Below are 17560 nucleotides of genomic sequence, written 5' to 3'. Positions count from 1 at the left end.
ATGATTCCCGAACTCGGCCATCTGGCCATGATCCTGGCCCTGTGCTTCGCCCTGGTGCAGGCCACCGTCCCGCTGTTCGGCGCCTGGCGCGGCGACCGGCAATGGATGGCCCTGGCCCAGCCAGCGGCCTGGGGGCAGTTCTTTTTCCTGGTGTTTGCCTTTGGCAGCCTGACCTACAGCTTCATGACCGATGACTTTTCGGTCGGCTACGTGGCCAACAACTCCAACAGCGCCTTGCCCTGGTACTACAAGTTCAGCGCCGTGTGGGGCGCCCACGAAGGCTCGCTGCTGCTGTGGGCGCTGATCCTGGGCGGCTGGACCTTTGCCGTGTCGGTGTTCTCGCGGCAACTGCCGCAAGTGATGCTGGCCCGCGTGCTGGCGGTGATGGGCATGATCAGCACCGGCTTTTTGCTGTTCCTGATCCTGACCTCCAACCCGTTCTCGCGCATCCTGCCCCAGGTGCCGTCGAACGGCGCCGACCTCAATCCCTTGCTGCAGGACCCCGGCCTGATCATCCACCCGCCGATGTTGTACATGGGCTACGTGGGTTTTTCGGTGGCCTTCGCCTTCGCCATCGCCGCCTTGCTGGGCGGCCGTCTGGATGCGGCCTGGGCGCGCTGGTCGCGGCCGTGGACCATCGTCGCCTGGAGTTTCCTGGGCTTCGGTATCACCTTGGGCTCCTGGTGGGCCTACTACGAATTGGGCTGGGGCGGCTGGTGGTTCTGGGACCCGGTGGAAAACGCCTCGTTCATGCCGTGGCTGGTGGGTACTGCGCTGATTCACTCGCTGGCCGTCACGGAAAAGCGTGGCGTGTTCAAAAGCTGGACCGTGCTGCTGGCCATCGCGGCCTTCTCGCTGAGCCTGCTGGGCACCTTCCTGGTCCGTTCCGGCGTGCTGACGTCGGTGCACGCGTTCGCCTCGGACCCGGCGCGTGGCGTATTCATCCTGATCTTCCTGCTGTGCGTGGTCGGCGGCTCGCTGACCCTGTTCGCCCTGCGCGCCCCGGTGGTCAAGAGCCACGTGGGCTTTGGCCTGTGGTCGCGCGAAACGCTGCTGCTGGGCAATAACCTGGTGCTGGTGGTGGCCGCCTCGATGATCCTGCTGGGCACCCTGTACCCGCTGGTGCTGGACGCCATCAGCGGCGCCAAACTGTCGGTGGGCCCGCCGTATTTCAACGCGCTGTTCGTGCCGCTGATGGGCATCCTCATGGTGGTGATGGCCGTGGGCGTGCTGGTGCGCTGGAAAGACACCCCACTGCAATGGCTGCGCGGCATGCTCACCCCGGTGCTGATCGGCGCCGCGGTGCTGGCGCCGGTCGGCGGCCTGCTGGTGGACAATTTCGACTGGGCCATCCTCACCGTGTTCGCCCTGGCGGCCTGGGTGCTGCTGGCCGGCGTGCGCGACCTGTTCGACAAGACTCGCCACAAAGGCCTGCTCAAGGGCGCCCGTGGCCTGACCCGCAGTTACTGGGGCATGCACCTGGCCCACCTGGGCATGGCCGTGTGCGCCCTGGGTGTGGTGCTGTCGAGCAGCCACAGCGCCCAGCGCGACCTGCGCATGGCGCCGGGCGATGCCGTGGACCTGGCCGGTTACCACTTCATTTTCGACGGCGCCCAGCACTACCGCGGCCCTAACTTCACGGCGGACCGCGGCACCCTGCGCGTCAGCAAGGATGGCAAGGACGTGACCGTGCTGTACCCGGAAAAGCGCCTGTACACCGTGCAGCAGTCGATGATGACCGAGGCCGGTATTGATGGCGGTTTCACCCGCGACTTGTACGTGGCCCTCGGCGAGCCGTTGCAGAACGGTGCCTGGGCGGTGCGCGTGCACGTCAAGCCGTTCGTGCGCTGGATCTGGTTCGGCGGCCTGCTGACCGCCCTGGGCGGTGCGCTGGCGGCGATGGACCGTCGTTATCGGGTCAAAGTACGCGCCAAGGTGCGTGATGTGTTGGGTCTGGAAGGAGCAGCGGCATGAAGCGCTGGATGTTGTTGGTGCCGCTGGCACTGTTCTTGGTGGTGGCGGTGTTCCTCTACCGTGGCCTGTACCTGGACCCCTCGGAGCTGCCGTCGGCCATGATCGGCAAGCCGTTCCCGGCGTTCGCGCTGCCGTCGGTGCAGGACGGCAAGCCGCTGACCGAAGCTGACCTCAAAGGCAAGCCGGCGCTGGTCAACGTCTGGGGCACCTGGTGCATTTCCTGTCGGGTCGAGCACCCGGTGCTGACCAAACTGGCCCAGCAGGGCGTGGTGATCTACGGCGTCAACTACAAGGACGACAATGCCGCCGCGCTGAAGTGGCTGCAGGATTTCCACAACCCCTACCAGATCAACATCAACGACGAGCAGGGCGGCCTGGGCCTGAACCTGGGCGTGTACGGCGCGCCGGAAACCTTCCTGATCGACGCCAAGGGCGTGATCCGCTTCAAGCACGTGGGCGTGATCGACGACACCGTGTGGCGCGAGCAACTGGCCAGCCAGTACCAGGCGTTGGTCGACGAGGCCCGCCCATGAAGCGTTGGCTTGCCGCCGCCGGCCTGGCGCTGGGCCTGTGTGGCGTGGCCCAGGCGGCCATCGACACCTACCAGTTTGCCAATGACGCCGAGCGTGATCGCTACCGCGAGCTGACCCAAGAGCTGCGCTGCCCCAAATGCCAGAACCAGGACATCGCCGACTCCAACGCGCCGATTGCCGCCGACCTGCGCCGGGAAATCTTCCGCATGCTGGGCGAGGGCAAGAACAACCAGCAGATTGTCGAGTTCATGGTCGACCGCTACGGTGAGTTCGTGCGCTACAAGCCGGCACTCACCGCCCGCACCTGGCTGCTGTGGTTCGGCCCGGGCCTGTTGCTGGTGGCGGGCGTGGGCGTGATCCTGCTGATCGTGCGCCGCCGTAAACACAGCGGCCCCGACGCCGAGCCCCAGCTGTCCCCCGAAGAGCGCGCGCGCCTCGCCACCTTGTTGGATAAAGACCACCCATGATTGATTTCTGGCTTGCCACCGGGCTGCTGCTACTGGTTGCCCTGGGCTTTCTGCTGATCCCGGTTGTGCGCGGCCGTCGCGTGCAGCGTGAAGAAGACCGTACCGCCCTGAACGTGGCGCTGTATCAGGAGCGCATCGCCGAACTGGCAGCGCAACAGCGCGAAGGTGTGCTCAGCGCCGAGCAACTGGAGGCCGGCCGCGCCGAAGCCGCCCGTGAATTGCTGGCCGACACCGAAGGTGCCGATCAGGGCCGCGTGTCGCGCCTGGGCCGGCCGCTGCCGTTGTTGGCGGCCGTGCTGGTGCCGGTGCTGGGTTTGGGCCTGTATTTGCATTTTGGTGCCAGCGACAAGGTCGAACTGACCCGCGAATTCGCCACGCCGCCCAAGTCCATGGAAGAGATGACCCACCGCCTGGAACGCGCCGTCGCCGCCCAGCCGGAGTCGGCCGAAGGCCTGTTCTTCCTTGGGCGCACGTACATGTCGCAAAACCGCCCGGCCGATGCCGCGCGGTTGTTCCAGCAGACCCTGGCCGTGGCCGGGCGCCAGCCTGAAGTACTGGGGCAATTGGCCCAGGCTCAATACTTCGCCAGCAACAAGCAGTGGTCGCCCGAGATCCAGGCGCTGACCGACGAAGCTTTGAAGGCCGACCCCAAGGAAGTCACCAGCTTGGGCCTGCGCGGCATCGCTGCCTTTGAAGGCCAGCGCTATCAGGAAGCCGTGGACTACTGGCAGCGCCTGCTGGCCCTGTTGCCGGCCGGTGATCCGTCGCGCACAGCGCTGGAGGGGGGCATCAAACGTGCTGCCGACAAGCTGACTTCCGGCGGCGGCCAGTTGGCAGCGGCCCCGGCTGAGAAAGCCGCGGCGCTGCTCAAGGTGCATGTCGACCTGGGCGCCGAGCTCAAGGCCAAGGTGCAGCCCGGCGACAGCGTGTTCATCTTCGCCCGCGCCTCGTCCGGCCCGCCCATGCCGTTGGCGGTCAAGCGCCTGACCGTGGCGGACCTGCCCGCCAGTGTCGAGCTCAGCGACAACGACGCGATGATGCCGCAACTGAAACTGTCGAACTTTCCCGAGGTCCAATTGGTGGCGCGCATCTCCCGTGCCGGCCAACCGACCAAGGGCGAATGGGTAGGGCGCAGCCAGCCCCTGGCCAGCGACACCACCGCGCCACAAAACCTGACCATCGACAGCCCGGATCTCTGATCATGCACGCCATTGCTCGTGTTTCCTTGTTAACCCTGGCGCTGGGCCTGAGTGCCTGCGCGGTTCAGCACCCGCAGCCTCGCACCACTGCGCCAACCATTCCGTCGTTGCCGCAGACCTCGCCGAGCTCGCCCAATACCACGTTGCCGGTGACCCCGAGCAAGCCTTCGACCAAGCCTGCACCGCGCACCTCGGCCAGCTTCGCGCCGCCACCGGGCGGTGCCAGCCATTGGGAGCCGAAACTGGGCGTGTACGTGCTCGACGGCCAGGCAAACACCTACTACCGCCAGCGCACTTATTACCGCTGGGACGGCGGCAGCTGGACCTGGTCCACCAGCCTCAACGGCCCATGGCAGTCGACCGACACCGGCGGCGTGCCGCCGGGGTTGGGGCGGTTGCACGCGCAGTAATTCAGCCACCCCTCGATGCATCGTCGAGCCTCCAAGGCTAAAACCTCGATCCATCAGGCCATGGTACGTTGCAACAAATGTGGGACCGGGCTCTGCCCGGGAAGCGCCGCGCGGGCGGCGCTCGATCTCACGGCCACCATCCCCCCCAAGGCGTACACCCCGTAGCCGCTGCCGCCAGGCTGCGCTGGCCCTCTGCCTCGCTCAACATCTCCAGGGCCCACACCGGCCAGCGCAGCCTGGCGGCAGCGGCTACAGCTCGTTTAATCGCCAATCAAACCAAGAATTTGTAAGAAAAGTTACCCCTCGAAGTAGGGCTTTTCGGAAAATTCGCCCCGCCTCGATATTCCCTTTCTCTCTCCCGCCAGACTTGGCACTCTGACCCCTGACCTACATCTGCCGGTCACTACCAACCCCTTCTTTTTTCAATCTTAGGAAACTTCCTACAGATTACGGCTGGGCGCTGGAAAACAATAAGACTTCAGGGAGATCATTCATATGCGTACTACTTCATCAAGGGCACCCGTGTGCCTGGCGCCGGCCCGTGCCGGCTATACCTTGGCCGGCCTGCTGCCGATGCTGGCCTGTTTGCCCGCCGAAGCGGTTGAGTTCAGCTTTCTGGAAGATGAACTCAATGGTTCATTTGATACCACCTTGTCATATGGCCAACTGTGGCGGGTACAAGGCCGGGATAAAAACAACGACGATATCAACGCCAACGACGGCAACCGTAACTTCGATACGGGGTTGGTTTCGTCGGTCTACAAGTTCACCAGCGAACTGGAAGCCTCGTATAAGAATTACGGATTGTTTCTGCGGGCGTCGGGCTTCTATGACAGTCGCATCATGGACGGGCATACCGATTACAACCGCAATAACCACCCCTCCCAGCCGGGCCAGAACTTTCCCAACGACGGCCGCTTCAGCCGTGCTACCCGTGACGCAGCCGGTAGCGACGTGCAAATCCTCGACGCCTATGTGCGTGGTGACTGGGAAGTGGGCGGCCTGCCGGTGGCCGGGCGCCTGGGCCGGCAGGTGTTCAACTGGGGCGAGGGGGTGTTCTACCGCGGCGGTGTGAACGCCACCAACCCGCTGGACGCCTCCAAGTTCCGCCTGCCCGGTGCCGAACTCAAGGAAGTGCTGATGCCGGTCGAGGCCATCAACTTCAGTGTCGGCCTCAGCGACAACCTGTCGATGGAAACCTTCTACCAGTTCAACTGGAAGGAAACCGCCATCGACCCGGTGGGCACCTATTTCGCCGACACCGACCTGTTCGCCAAGGGCGGCCACACGGCCTACGCGCCGGTACCGGCGTTGAGGGCGGTCAGCCCGCTGTACCAGGGGCTCAGCGCCCTGGGCGTGGGGGGGCTGCAGGGTGGCGGCAGCATCGACCGCTTCGGCAACCTCAAAGCGGCCAAGATCGGGCCCGACATCAATGCCCGTGATGACGGCCAGTTCGGCGTGGCGTTCCGCTACACCGCCGAGCAATTGAACAATACCGAGTTCGGTTTCTACTTCGTCAATTACCACAGCAAGGAGCCGACCATTCATGCCGACCTGGGTGCTTACAAGGGCCTGGATATCGCGCAGATCACCGCAGGCGCGACGCCAGCGATCCAGCAGCAGATGGCTGCGCAAATGCAGATCAGCCGTGAGCAACTGCAAGCGATCCTGGCAGCAGACCCGACCGGCCAGGTCGCCCAAGCCTACAACCAGACCCTGAAACAGGCCGTCGCCGGCGTTGCGGCCCTGGACGTGTCCAATCAAGTGCGCGGCCGCCGTGAGTACGCGGAAGACGTCCGCATGTTCGGCATGAGCTTCAACACCCGGCTGGGTGAAGCTGCACTGTTCGGCGAACTGGCCTTCCGGCCCAACATGCCCATCGGCATGGCCACGCCCAGTGATTTGCTGGGCGACTTGCTTGCACAGGCCCCGCAGTTGGCGGCGGGGCAGATGGTGAATATCGGCGGGCAAATGGTGCGTCGTGGTGACGAGATCAGCAGCAGCGAACGCGTGCGCATGTTCAACGCATCGCTCGGCACGCTCTACAACTTCGGCCCGCGCCTGGGCTTCGACGGCCTGAATGCGATTGCCGAGGTCGCCTCCGAGCACCTGCGTGGCAGCAGCCTGCAATACACCGCCTTCGATGGCACCCGCCGCTACTACGCCAGCCGCGCCAACGCCGGTTACGCCAACGGTTTTGGCCGCGACAGCCAGATTACCGCGGACGCCTACGGCGCCACCCTGATGCTGATCGGCACCTGGAACAACCTGGTGGGCGGCGTCAACGTCTCGCCATTCGTCACCTACAAGGATGACTTCAAGGGCAACTCGCACCAAAGCGGCAACTTCATCGAGGGCCGCAAGGCGTACTCGGTGGGCCTCAAGGCCAGCTACCAGAACCGCCTGGACGGCGAACTGCAATACACCGAGTTCTATGGCGGTGGCCGCAACAACGCCACCCGCGACCGCGACAACCTGGGTTTCAACGTCAAATACTCGTTTTAAGGAAGACGCATGCTCAATCCTCTGAAGCTGTCTGGCGCCTTCGTGCTGCTGTCCCTGTTCATGACCCCGGTGCAAGCCGCCGACCCCGCCGGCGGCACCCAACTGGGCACCACCCTGACGCCGCTGGGCGCCCAGCAGGCCGGCAACGCCGCCGGCACTATCCCGGCCTGGACCGGCGGGCTGCTGACACCGCCTGCCGGTTATGCAGGTTCGGGCCACCATCACATCGACCCGTACCCGGCCGACAAGCCGCTGTTCACCATCACCGCCGCCAACCTTGCACGTTATCGCCAGCACCTGTCGCCCGGCCAGGTGGCCCTGTTCGAGGCGTACCCGGAAAGCTTCCGCATGCCGGTCTACACCACCCGGCGCAGCGGCGCGGCGCCCCAGTGGCTGTATGACAACACCCGGCACAACGCCGCCAATGCCGTGCTGTCGCCCGATGGCAATGGTTTCAGCGGTGCCCAGGGTGGCATTCCGTTCCCTATCCCCAGCAGTGGTGTCGAAGCCTTGTGGAACCACATCGCCCGTTACCGGGGCATCTACGTAGAGCGTCGCGCCGCCGAAGTGGCGGTGCAGCGCAACGGCAGCTACGTGCCCATCGTCTCGCGCCAGCAGGGCCTGTTCCGCTTCTACGATCCGCAACCCGCCGCCGACTCGGCCGACAACATCCTGTTCTACTACATGAACCAGATCCGCAGCCCGGCGCGCCTGGCCGGTGGCGTGGTGCTGGTGCACGAAACCCTGGACCAGGTGCGCGAACCGCGCCAGGCCTGGGCCTACAACGCCGGCCAACGGCGGGTGCGGCGTGCGCCCACCCTGGCCTACGACACCCCCATCGGCACCGCCGACGGCCTGCGCACCGCCGACGACACCGACCTGTTCAACGGCTCGCCCGACCGCTATGACTGGCAACTGGTGGGCAAGCAGGAACTCTACATCCCCTACAACAACTACCGCCTGGGCCAGCCCTCGGTGAAATACGCCGACCTGCTCAAGCCGGGCCACCTCAACCCGGACCTGCTGCGCTATGAACTGCATCGCGTGTGGGTGGTGGAGGGCACCCTCAAGAAAGGCCAGCGGCACCTGTACGCCAAGCGTCGGCTGTACCTGGACGAAGACAGCTGGCAGGCCGCCGTGGTGGACCAGTACGATGGCCGGGGCGAGCTGTGGCGCGTGTCGATGGGCTACCTGAAGAACTTCTACGAGCTGCCCACCACCTGGTCGGCGCTGGACGTATTCCACGACCTGCAGGCGCGGCGCTACAGCGTCCAGGGCCTGGACAGCGAAGAGGCCAGCACCGTGGACTTCAGCCGGCCGATCCCGTCGGCCTCGGAGTTCGGCCCGGCGGCGTTGCGCCGCCTGGGCACCCGATAACGGCGGATGATGGCCGCATATTCAGCCTTGCCACCGGGCGGCGGCCCGCGTGGCCTGGCGGTGGGGCGCGCAGGGCTCTGGCCTGCAGGTGCGCGGCCTTCTGCTAGGGTTCAGGGGGCGTGGTGCGGCCAGGCTGGCGCGGCAAAGATCGCGTCGCACGCGTTGTCAGTCCGATTCAAGGCTGGCTAGGATAGGGCAGCTTTCGGGGAGCTCTGGCCTGCAGGTTTCACGCAGCCACAGCGCCCCAGGCCCCAATCCAGGCTGGTCCAATAACAATAAGGGGAGTGCTCTATGAGCGAGCCGGTCAGGCGTGGCATGAAGCCCGCCGCAGGGAAGGGCGCAGCGCGCCCCTGGATGGCGCTGTCACTGGCGCTGGGCATTGCTCTGGTTGGCACGTCGGGCCCTGTCGGGGCTGCCGACCCCGTACCCGATGCCCAGGTATGGTCCATCGAGTCGGCCAAGGCGGTACGCGGCCTGATACTGGACGTGGTGGCTGCCGGCCCGCGGCTGGTGGCAGTCGGGGATCGCGGCCACATTCTATTGTCCGATGACCATGGCAAAAGCTGGACCCAGGCCAAGGTACCCAGCCGCCAGTTGCTCACCGCCGTGTTCTTTGTCGACGCGCAGCATGGCTGGGCCGTCGGCCACGACGCGCAGATTCTGGTCAGCAGCGATGCCGGCGCTACCTGGAACAAGCAGTTCGAAGACTTGAAGCGCCAGGCGCCACTGCTGGACCTGTGGTTCAAGGACGCCAGCACCGGCTTCGCCGTGGGCGCCTACGGTGCACTGCTCACCACCACCGACGGCGGCCAGCACTGGAAGGACGTCAGCGACCGCATCGACAACCCCGAGCAATTCCACTTCAACGCCATTGCGGCGGTGAAGGATGCCGGCCTGTTCATCGTCGGCGAGCAGGGCAGCCTGTTCCGCTCCCGCGACGATGGCCAAAGCTGGGAGAAAATCCAGGGCCCCTACGAGGGCTCGCTGTTCGGCCTGCTGCCCACGGGCGAGCCGCAAACCCTGCTGATCTACGGCCTGCGCGGCAACCTGTTCCGCTCCACCGACTTTGGCGACACCTGGGCCCAGGTGCCGCTGCAAGGCCCACGCGGCCCGCTGGAATTCGCCCTGTCTGGCGCTACCCGCCTGGACGACGGCAGCCTGGTATTGGTGGGCAACAGCGGCACCGTGCTGCGCAGCAATGACGACGGCAAGACCTTCAGCCTGTTCAACCGCCCCGATCGCCTCTCGCTCTCGGCCGTGACCGCCGGTGCCAACGGCACCCTGATTATCGCCGGCCAAGGCGGCGTGCGCATGACCGCCGCCACCGGTGCCGACCTCGGCCAGCAGGTGGGCCAACAATGACCATCCGGGAGCCGATTTCCATGAGCAGTCACCATCAGGACAAGGCCACGTTCCTCGAACGCCTGATCTTCAACAACCGCCCCGCGGTGATCTTCCTCTGCGTGCTGGTCAGCGTGTTTCTGTTCTGGCAGGCCACGCAGATCCGCCCGTCCACCAGCTTTGAAAAGATGATCCCGCTCAAGCATCCGTTTATCGAGCGCATGATCGAACACCGCAACGACCTGGCCAACCTGGGCAATACCGTGCGCATCTCGGTGGAGGCGGTGAACGGCGACATCTTCAACAAGGACTACATGGAGACCCTGCGGCAGATCAACGACGAGGCCTTCTACATCCCCGGTGTCGACCGCTCGGGCATGAAGTCGCTGTGGAGCCCCAGCGTTCGCTGGACCGAGGTGACCGAAGAGGGCTTTGCCGGCGGCGAGGTGATCCCGCAGAGCTACAACGGCTCGGCTGACAGCCTTGAGCTTTTGCGCAGCAACATCCTCAAGTCCGGCCAGGTGGGCCGGTTGGTGGCCAACGATTTCAAGTCGAGCATCGTCGAGATCCCGTTGCTGGAATCCTACCCTGACCCGGCTGACCAAGGCCGCCTGCTCAAGCTCGACTATCAGCAGTTTTCCCACAGCCTGGAAGAAAAGATCCGCGACAAGTTCCAGGCCCAGAACCCCAACGTCAAAGTGCACATCGTCGGCTTCGCCAAGAAGGTTGGCGACCTGATCGACGGGCTGATCATGGTGGTGATGTTCTTCGGCATCGCCTTCGTGATTACCTTGGTGCTGCTGTATTTCTTCACCAATTGCATCCGTAGCACCATTGCCGTGCTCAGCACCACACTGGTGGCGGTGGTGTGGCAGTTGGGCCTGATGCATGCGTTCGGTTTCGGCCTGGACCCCTACTCGATGCTGGTGCCGTTTTTGATCTTCGCCATCGGCATCTCCCACGGCGTGCAGAAAATCAACGGCATCGCCCTGCAGTCCAGTGATGCCGACAATGCCCTGACCGCGGCGCGGCGAACCTTTCGCCAGCTGTTCCTGCCGGGCATGATCGCGATTCTGGCCGACGCGGTGGGCTTCATTACCCTGCTGATCATCGACATCGGCGTGATCCGCGAGCTGGCCATTGGTGCCTCAATCGGCGTGGCGGTGATCGTCTTCACCAACCTGATCCTGCTGCCGGTCGCGATTTCCTACGTGGGCATCAGCAAACGCGCCATCGAGCGCAGCAAGAAGGACGCGGTGCGCGAGCATCCGTTCTGGCGCGCGCTGTCGAACTTTGCCAACCCCAAGGTGGCGCGCGTGTCGGTGGTACTGGCGCTGATCGCCTTGGGCGGAGGCCTGTGGTACGGCCACAACCTGAAGATCGGCGACCTCGACCAAGGCGCGCCGGAGCTACGCCCCGACTCGCGTTACAACCGCGACAACCAGTTCATCATCGACCATTACGCCACCAGCTCAGACGTGCTGGTGGTGATGGTGCAGACGGCCGCCGAAGGCTGCTCGCGCTATGAAACCATGCAGCCCATCGACGATTTGATGTGGCAGTTGGACAACACCGCCGGGGTGCAGTCGACCATCTCGCTGGTCACCGTCAGCAAGCAGGTGATCAAGGGCATGAACGAAGGCAACCTGAAATGGGAAAGCCTGTCGCGCAACCCCGAAGTGCTGAACAGCTCGGTGGCGCGGGCCGATGGCCTGTTCAACGGCAACTGCTCGCTGGCGCCGGTGCTGGTGTTCCTCAACGACCACAAGGCGGAAACGCTGGATCGGGCGGTGACGGTGATCAAGCAGTTTGCGGCCACCCATGACAAGGATGGCCTGCAGTTCCAGCTGGCGGCCGGTAACGCCGGTATCGAAGCGGCCACCAACGAGGTGATCAAACAGGCTGAACTGACCATCCTGATCCTGGTGTACATCTGCGTGGCGGTGATGTGTTTGATCACCTTCCGCTCATTCGCCGCAACGTTGTGCATCGTGCTGCCGCTGGTGCTGACCTCGGTGCTGGGCAACGCGCTGATGGCGTTCATGGGCATTGGCGTGAAGGTGGCGACCTTGCCGGTGGTGGCGTTGGGGGTGGGGATTGGCGTGGACTACGGCATCTACATCTACAGCCGCCTGGAAAGCTTCCTGCGCGCGGGGCTGCCGGTGCAGGAAGCCTATTACCAGACGCTGAAATCCACTGGCAAGGCCGTGTTGTTCACCGGCCTGTGCCTGGCGATTGGTGTGTGCACCTGGATCTTCTCGGCCATCAAGTTCCAGGCCGACATGGGTCTGATGCTGACCTTCATGCTGCTGTGGAACATGTTCGGCGCGCTGTGGCTGCTGCCGGCGCTGGCGCGGTTCCTGATCAAACCGGAGAAAATGGCCGGCAAGCAGGGCGGCTCGTTGTTCGCCCACTAACCCCCGCCGACCTCCCCTGTGGGACCGGGCGAAGCTCGGGAAAAGCACGACGCGGTGTGCCTGATACACCGCGCCGCCTGCATCGCGGCCAAGGCCGGCTCCTACCACGGTCGGCGTAGGAGCCGACTTTAGTCGCGATGCAGACGACGCGTTCTCAAGGCAATAGCGGCTCCAAGGCGAGTTACAACGCCAACTCCGACCCCAACACCATCCCCAGCGCGTTGCGCGCATCATCCAACTGCACCAACGTCGCCTGCCGCGCCGCCAGCGCATCGCGGTTCTCGATGGCCGTCAAAATCGCCTTGTGCCGCGGCATCGCCAATTCATGCAGATTGGGCCGCTGGTTGGAATGCTTCAACGCCTCGCGCAACGCCAATGCCAGCATGTTGCATAAGTGCGCCAGCAAATCATTGTGGGTAGCCTCGGCAATACGGCTATGGAAATCCAGGTCCGGCTGCAGCAACGCCTCAGGCGTCGGCGCCGCCTCCATGCGCTGGTAAGCCTCGGCAATCGAGGCCACCTCTTCCGGTGTCGCATGCTGCGCCGCGAGGGCCGCCGCCGCCGGTTCGATGATCGCCCGCACACTGGTCAGCACCGCGAAGAACTCGTTCTGCGGGCTGCTCTGCATCAGCCAATGCAACACATCCGGGTCAAGCAAATGCCACTCGCGCCGGGCCTTCACTACGGTACCCACCCGCGGCTTGGAGTACACCAGCCCCTTGGCCACCAGCACCCGTGTGGCTTCACGCAGCACTGGCCGGCTGACCGCATATTCCTCGCACAACAATGCCTCGGCAGGCAGCTTGTCATCGGGTTTCAGCCGCCCGGAAACGATCTGCATGCCGATGTCCTGGACGATGCGCGCGTGCATGCTCTTGCGGTCGGAGGGTTTGCGGTAATCCATGGGGGGCGGGTGGGTCCTGAGCGATGGGTAGGGCGATCATAGCATTGTGCGAGATCGGCCGTAGCCGCTGCCGCCAGGCTGCGCTGGCCCCCAACCACACTGAAGATCTCCAGTGTGCACAAGGGCCAGCGCAGCCTGGCGGCAGCGGCTACAAGGGCTTAGTGCGAGTGCCTTGGCACCTCCGCCCCGCGGCAGCCGACCAGGAAGTCGAAGTCGCAGCCCTGGTCTGCCTGCATCACATGGTCCACATACAGCTGCCGATACCCACCGGCCAGCAGGTTGTGCACCGGCGCTTGCCAGTCAGCCAAACGCGCCGCCAACTCCGCATCGCTGATGTCCAGGTGCAAGCGCCCGGTGCTGCAGTCCAGCTCGATGTAGTCACCTTCCTTCACCGCCGCCAACGGGCCACCCGCGGCCGCTTCGGGCGCCACGTGCAACACCACGGTGCCGTAGGCGGTGCCGCTCATGCGGGCGTCGGAAATGCGCACCATGTCGGTCACGCCCTGGGCCAGCAATTTCGCCGGCAGGCCCATGTTGCCGACTTCGGCCATGCCCGGGTAACCCTTGGGGCCGCAGTTTTTCATCACCAGGATGGAGTCGGCGTCCACGTCCAGTTCCGGGTCGTTGATGCGCGCCTTGTATTGGTCGAAGTTCTCGAACACCACGGCGCGGCCGCGGTGTTTCATCAGTGCTGGCGTTGCGGCCGAGGGCTTGAGTACCGCGCCCAATGGCGCCAGGTTGCCGCGCAGCACGCAGATGCCGCCGTCGGCCACCAGCGGGTTGTCGATGGCGCGGATCACTTCGTCGTCGCCGTAGATGGGCGAGTTGCGCACGTTGTCCCATAGGCTCTTGCCGTTGACGGTCAGGGCCTCGGGGTTGGGGATCAGGTTGTTTTCGCCCAGGCGACGCAGCACGGCGGGCAGGCCGCCGGCGTAGTAGAACTCTTCCATCAGGAAGCGGCCCGAAGGCTGCAGGTCGACCAGGGTAGGGGTACCGCGGCCGATGCGGGTCCAGTCGTCCAGCTCCAGGTCCACGCCGATGCGGCCGGCGATGGCCTTCAGGTGAATGACCGCGTTGGTAGAGCCGCCGATGGCCGCGTTGACGCGGATGGCGTTTTCGAAGGCTTCGCGGGTGAGGATCTTCGACAGGCGCAGGTCTTCCTTGACCATCTCCACGGCGCGCATGCCCGACATGTGCGCCAGCACATAGCGGCGCGAATCCACCGCCGGGATGGCGGCGTTGTGCGGCAGCGAGGTGCCCAGGGCTTCGGCCATGCAGGCCATGGTCGAGGCCGTGCCCATGGTGTTGCAGGTACCGGCCGAGCGCGACATGCCGGCTTCGGCGGAAAGGAATTCATCCAGGCTGATCTGCCCGGCCTTCAGCGATTCGTGCATCTGCCAGACGATGGTGCCGGCGCCGATGTCGCGGCCCTTGTGCTTGCCGTTGAGCATCGGCCCGCCGGTGACGACGATGGCCGGCACGTCGCAGCTGGCCGCGCCCATCAACAGGGCGGGGGTGGTCTTGTCACAGCCGGTCAGCAGCACCACGCCGTCGATGGGGTTGCCGCGGATGGCTTCTTCCACGTCCATGCTGGCCAGGTTGCGGGTGAGCATGGCGGTGGGGCGCAGGTTGGACTCGCCGTTGGAGAACACCGGGAACTCCACCGGGAAGCCGCCCGCCTCCAGCACGCCACGCTTGACGTGCTCGGCGATGGTGCGGAAGTGCGCGTTGCACGGGGTCAGCTCGGACCAGGTGTTGCAGATGCCGATAATCGGCTTGCCATGGAACTGATGGTCGGCGATGCCCTGGTTCTTCATCCAGCTGCGGTACATGAAGCCGTTCTTGTCGGCGGTGCCGAACCACTGGGCCGAACGCAGGGTAGGTTTCTTATCAGACATGTGGGCTTCTCTTATTGTAAGACTTAATGGCGGCGCTTTTGGATAAAATAGGCCTAAAAAACCGGCTTGTGAAGTCGTTGTCGGTTAAATAGTAATACTATATAGTCATTCGCAACGGAGGACGGCTGGCCGCTGAAAGCGCCTGCACGATCCCCATCCATAACAAGAACAATTGGAGACCGTTGCCATGGGCGAAGAGCTGCGCCTGATCCGGCGTATTACCCTCAAGCTGATTCCCTTCCTGATCCTGCTGTACCTGGTGGCTTACGTGGACCGCTCTGCAGTGGGCTTCGCCAAACTGCACATGGGCACTGACGTGGGCATCGGCGATGCGGCCTACGGCATGGGCGCCGGGCTGTTTTTCATTGGCTACTTCCTGCTGGAAATCCCCAGCAACCTGCTGCTGACCCGCTTCGGCGCGCGGCGCTGGTTTGCGCGCATCATGATCACCTGGGGCGCCATCACCATCGGCATGGCCTTCGTGCAGGGGCCCAACAGCTTCTACGTGATGCGCTTTCTGCTGGGCGCGGCGGAGGCGGGCTTCTTCCCCGGCGTGCTGTACTACATCACCCAGTGGTTCCCGGTGCGCCACCGCGGCAAGATCCTCGGCCTGTTCATCCTCTCCCAACCCATCGCCATGATGATCACCGGCCCCGTGTCCGGCGGCCTGCTGGGCATGGACGGGGTGTTGGGCCTGCACGGTTGGCAGTGGCTGTTCATCGCCATCGGCACGCCGGCCATTCTGCTGACCTGGCCGGTGCTGCGCTGGCTGCCGGATGGCCCGGCGCAGGTGAAATGGATGACCGAGGTAGAGAAGGGCTGGCTGACCAGCGAGCTGAAAAAGGACCTCGACACCTACGGCCAGACCCGCCATGGCAACCCGCTGCACGCGCTGAAGGATTTCCGCGTGCTGTTGCTGGCGCTGTTCTACCTGCCGGTGACCCTGAGCATTTACGGCCTGGGCCTGTGGCTGCCGACGTTGATCAAGCAGTTCGGCGGCAGCGACCTGGTGACCGGCTTCGTGTCGTCGGTGCCTTATGTGTTCGGCATCGTCGGCCTGCTGATCGTGCCGCGCAGTTCCGACCGTTTCAATGACCGCTATGGCCACCTGGCCGTGCTCTACGTGCTGGGCGCCGCCGGGCTGTTCTTCAGCGCCTGGCTGACGGTGCCGGTGCTGCAACTGGCGGCGCTGAGCCTGGTGGCGTTCTCGCTATTCTCGTGCACGGCGGTGTTCTGGACCCTGCCGGGCCGCTTCTTCGCTGGCGCCAGTGCGGCGGCCGGGATCGCCCTGATCAACTCGGTGGGCAACCTGGGCGGCTACATCGGCCCCTTCGTCATCGGTGCGCTCAAGGAGTACACCGGCAACCTGGCCAGCGGCCTGTATTTCCTCACGGCCGTGATGCTGTTCGGCCTGGTCTTGACTGGCGTGGTCTATCGCCTGCTGGAGCGCCGCCATGCGCTGCCGGCCGAGCAGTTCGCCGCCAGTGCCCGCAGCGCGCAGCCCAGCGCGCGAACCTGAATACACAAGGGAGCATCACCATGCGTCTAGTGCAATTTAAGTTGAACGATGGCCAGCGCCGTGTCGGCCTGGTGGACAGCGACCGCGTGCACGAAGTGCGCGGCGCCCACAGCGTGCGCGAGCTGGCGCTGGCCGCCATCGAGGCGGGCATCGGCCTGGCCCGCCATGTCGATGACCTGGGCTTGGGGCAGCATCATGATTACCAGCAACTGCTGAGCGAGGCGCGCATCCTGCCGCCGCTGGACCACCCGGACCCGGCGCACATGCTGATCACCGGCACCGGCCTGACCCACCTGGGCAGCGCCGCCACCCGCGACAAGATGCACCAGCAGGTGGGCGACGAAGCGGCCGTCACCGACAGCATGAAAATCTTCAAGTGGGGCCTGGAGGGCGGCAAGCCCGCAGCCGGCCAGGCCGGGGTGCAGCCCGAATGGTTCTACAAGGGCGACGGCGGTATCGTCGTGGCGCCCGGTGGCGAGTTTCCGGTGCCGCCGTTTGCCGAAGACGCCGGTGAGGAGCCCGAGCTGGGCGGCCTGTATGTCATCGGTCACGACGGCAAGCCCTATCGCCTGGGTTTCGCCCTGGGCAACGAGTTCTCCGACCATGTGATGGAGCGCAAGAACTACCTGTACCTGGCCCATTCCAAACTGCGCAATTGCTCCTACGGGCCGGAACTGCGGGTAGGTGAGCTGCCTGCGCACCTGGCCGGCACCAGCCGTATCTGGCGCAACGGTGAGGTGCTGTGGGAGAAGGAATTTCTCAGCGGCGAAGCCAACATGTGCCACAGCTTCGAAAACCTGGAATACCACCACTTCAAGTACGCGCAGTTCCTGCGCCCGGGTGATGTGCACATTCATTTCTTCGGCACCGCCACCTTGTCTTTTGCCGATGGCATCAGCACCCAGGTGGGCGACCGTTTCGAGATCAGCCTGGATGAATTCGGCGCGCCGCTGAGCAATCACGTCGGCAGCGCTGAAGCGGTGTTTGCGCCCGGCAGCATCGGCAAACTGTGAGGA

The 17560-nt window shown here is 64.7% G+C and carries 13 protein-coding genes; 11 read left to right on the top strand and 2 right to left on the bottom strand.

Features of this window, described 5'->3' with window-relative positions; all coding sequences use genetic code 11:
* From ACZ9GA_RS20075 to ACZ9GA_RS20035, 9 genes are all read left to right on the top strand, one after another.
* The gene (locus tag ACZ9GA_RS20075) at positions 1-1974 is read left to right on the top strand and encodes a heme lyase CcmF/NrfE family subunit (RefSeq protein WP_457361067.1); all 1974 of its coding nucleotides are present in this window, start codon (positions 1-3) and stop codon (positions 1972-1974) included.
* Positions 1971-2507 (top strand): DsbE family thiol:disulfide interchange protein, encoded by a 537-nt coding sequence (locus ACZ9GA_RS20070; protein ID WP_455921454.1) that lies wholly within the window; start codon positions 1971-1973, stop codon positions 2505-2507. Before ACZ9GA_RS20075 ends, ACZ9GA_RS20070 begins: the two co-directional genes overlap by 4 nt.
* Positions 2504-2974, top strand: a complete 471-nt coding sequence (locus ACZ9GA_RS20065) for a cytochrome c-type biogenesis protein (protein WP_457361068.1) — start codon at positions 2504-2506, stop codon at positions 2972-2974. Before ACZ9GA_RS20070 ends, ACZ9GA_RS20065 begins: the two co-directional genes overlap by 4 nt.
* On the top strand, positions 2971-4173 hold the full coding sequence (ccmI, locus tag ACZ9GA_RS20060) for a c-type cytochrome biogenesis protein CcmI (protein ID WP_457361069.1): 1203 nt from the start codon (positions 2971-2973) through the stop codon (positions 4171-4173). Before ACZ9GA_RS20065 ends, ccmI begins: the two co-directional genes overlap by 4 nt.
* 2 nt (positions 4174-4175) lie before the next feature.
* Positions 4176-4583: a hypothetical protein gene (locus ACZ9GA_RS20055; RefSeq protein ID WP_457361070.1), complete on the top strand. Its 408-nt coding sequence runs from the start codon at positions 4176-4178 to the stop codon at positions 4581-4583.
* 495 nt (positions 4584-5078) lie between these two features.
* Complete coding sequence (locus tag ACZ9GA_RS20050; RefSeq protein ID WP_476226642.1) at positions 5079-7088, top strand: DUF1302 domain-containing protein; 2010 nt, start codon at positions 5079-5081, stop codon at positions 7086-7088.
* A 9-nt stretch (positions 7089-7097) separates the two neighbouring features.
* Positions 7098-8465 (top strand): DUF1329 domain-containing protein, encoded by a 1368-nt coding sequence (locus tag ACZ9GA_RS20045; protein ID WP_457361071.1) that lies wholly within the window; start codon positions 7098-7100, stop codon positions 8463-8465.
* A gap of 291 nt (positions 8466-8756) precedes the next feature.
* Positions 8757-9827, top strand: a complete 1071-nt coding sequence (locus ACZ9GA_RS20040; RefSeq protein ID WP_457361072.1) for a WD40/YVTN/BNR-like repeat-containing protein — start codon at positions 8757-8759, stop codon at positions 9825-9827.
* Between the two features lie 20 nt (positions 9828-9847).
* Positions 9848-12223 (top strand): efflux RND transporter permease subunit, encoded by a 2376-nt coding sequence (locus tag ACZ9GA_RS20035; protein WP_457361073.1) that lies wholly within the window; start codon positions 9848-9850, stop codon positions 12221-12223.
* A 181-nt stretch (positions 12224-12404) separates the two neighbouring features.
* On the opposite strand, the gene ACZ9GA_RS20030 is transcribed toward ACZ9GA_RS20035, so the two are convergent.
* Together ACZ9GA_RS20030 and ACZ9GA_RS20025 are read right to left on the bottom strand one after the other, a co-directional pair.
* Positions 12405-13127 carry a FadR/GntR family transcriptional regulator gene (locus ACZ9GA_RS20030; RefSeq protein ID WP_027977502.1) on the bottom strand — a complete coding sequence of 241 codons (723 nt, stop codon included), beginning with the start codon at positions 13125-13127 and terminating at the stop codon, positions 12405-12407.
* A 158-nt stretch (positions 13128-13285) separates the two neighbouring features.
* Positions 13286-15025, bottom strand: a complete 1740-nt coding sequence (locus ACZ9GA_RS20025; protein ID WP_457361074.1) for an IlvD/Edd family dehydratase — start codon at positions 15023-15025, stop codon at positions 13286-13288.
* Positions 15026-15212: 187 nt separating this feature from the next.
* Between ACZ9GA_RS20025 and ACZ9GA_RS20020 the strand changes: the two genes are divergently transcribed.
* Complete coding sequence (locus tag ACZ9GA_RS20020; RefSeq protein WP_457361075.1) at positions 15213-16544, top strand: MFS transporter; 1332 nt, start codon at positions 15213-15215, stop codon at positions 16542-16544.
* 20 nt (positions 16545-16564) lie between these two features.
* Complete coding sequence (gene araD1 / locus ACZ9GA_RS20015) at positions 16565-17557, top strand: AraD1 family protein (RefSeq protein WP_457361076.1); 993 nt, start codon at positions 16565-16567, stop codon at positions 17555-17557.
* Positions 17558-17560 lie beyond the last annotated feature (3 nt).

It is taken from the genome of Pseudomonas sp. TE3644, assembly GCF_056278815.1.
Note: the sequence above shows the minus strand (reverse complement) of the source record. Positions and strands in the feature narration are given on the sequence as shown.

Excerpts from the sequence above, each read along its gene's own strand:
- ACZ9GA_RS20075 (WP_457361067.1), top strand. The coding sequence starts at position 1 with ATGATTCCCGAACTCGGCCATCTGGCCATGATCCTGGCCCTGTGCTTC.
- ACZ9GA_RS20070 (WP_455921454.1), top strand. The coding sequence starts at position 1,971 with ATGAAGCGCTGGATGTTGTTGGTGCCGCTGGCACTGTTCTTGGTGGTG.
- ACZ9GA_RS20065 (WP_457361068.1), top strand. The coding sequence starts at position 2,504 with ATGAAGCGTTGGCTTGCCGCCGCCGGCCTGGCGCTGGGCCTGTGTGGC.
- ccmI (WP_457361069.1), top strand. The coding sequence starts at position 2,971 with ATGATTGATTTCTGGCTTGCCACCGGGCTGCTGCTACTGGTTGCCCTG.
- ACZ9GA_RS20055 (WP_457361070.1), top strand. The coding sequence starts at position 4,176 with ATGCACGCCATTGCTCGTGTTTCCTTGTTAACCCTGGCGCTGGGCCTG.
- ACZ9GA_RS20050 (WP_476226642.1), top strand. The coding sequence starts at position 5,079 with ATGCGTACTACTTCATCAAGGGCACCCGTGTGCCTGGCGCCGGCCCGT.
- ACZ9GA_RS20045 (WP_457361071.1), top strand. The coding sequence starts at position 7,098 with ATGCTCAATCCTCTGAAGCTGTCTGGCGCCTTCGTGCTGCTGTCCCTG.
- ACZ9GA_RS20040 (WP_457361072.1), top strand. The coding sequence starts at position 8,757 with ATGAGCGAGCCGGTCAGGCGTGGCATGAAGCCCGCCGCAGGGAAGGGC.
- ACZ9GA_RS20035 (WP_457361073.1), top strand. The coding sequence starts at position 9,848 with ATGAGCAGTCACCATCAGGACAAGGCCACGTTCCTCGAACGCCTGATC.
- ACZ9GA_RS20030 (WP_027977502.1), bottom strand. The coding sequence starts at position 13,127 with ATGGATTACCGCAAACCCTCCGACCGCAAGAGCATGCACGCGCGCATC.
- ACZ9GA_RS20025 (WP_457361074.1), bottom strand. The coding sequence starts at position 15,025 with ATGTCTGATAAGAAACCTACCCTGCGTTCGGCCCAGTGGTTCGGCACC.
- ACZ9GA_RS20020 (WP_457361075.1), top strand. The coding sequence starts at position 15,213 with ATGGGCGAAGAGCTGCGCCTGATCCGGCGTATTACCCTCAAGCTGATT.
- araD1 (WP_457361076.1), top strand. The coding sequence starts at position 16,565 with ATGCGTCTAGTGCAATTTAAGTTGAACGATGGCCAGCGCCGTGTCGGC.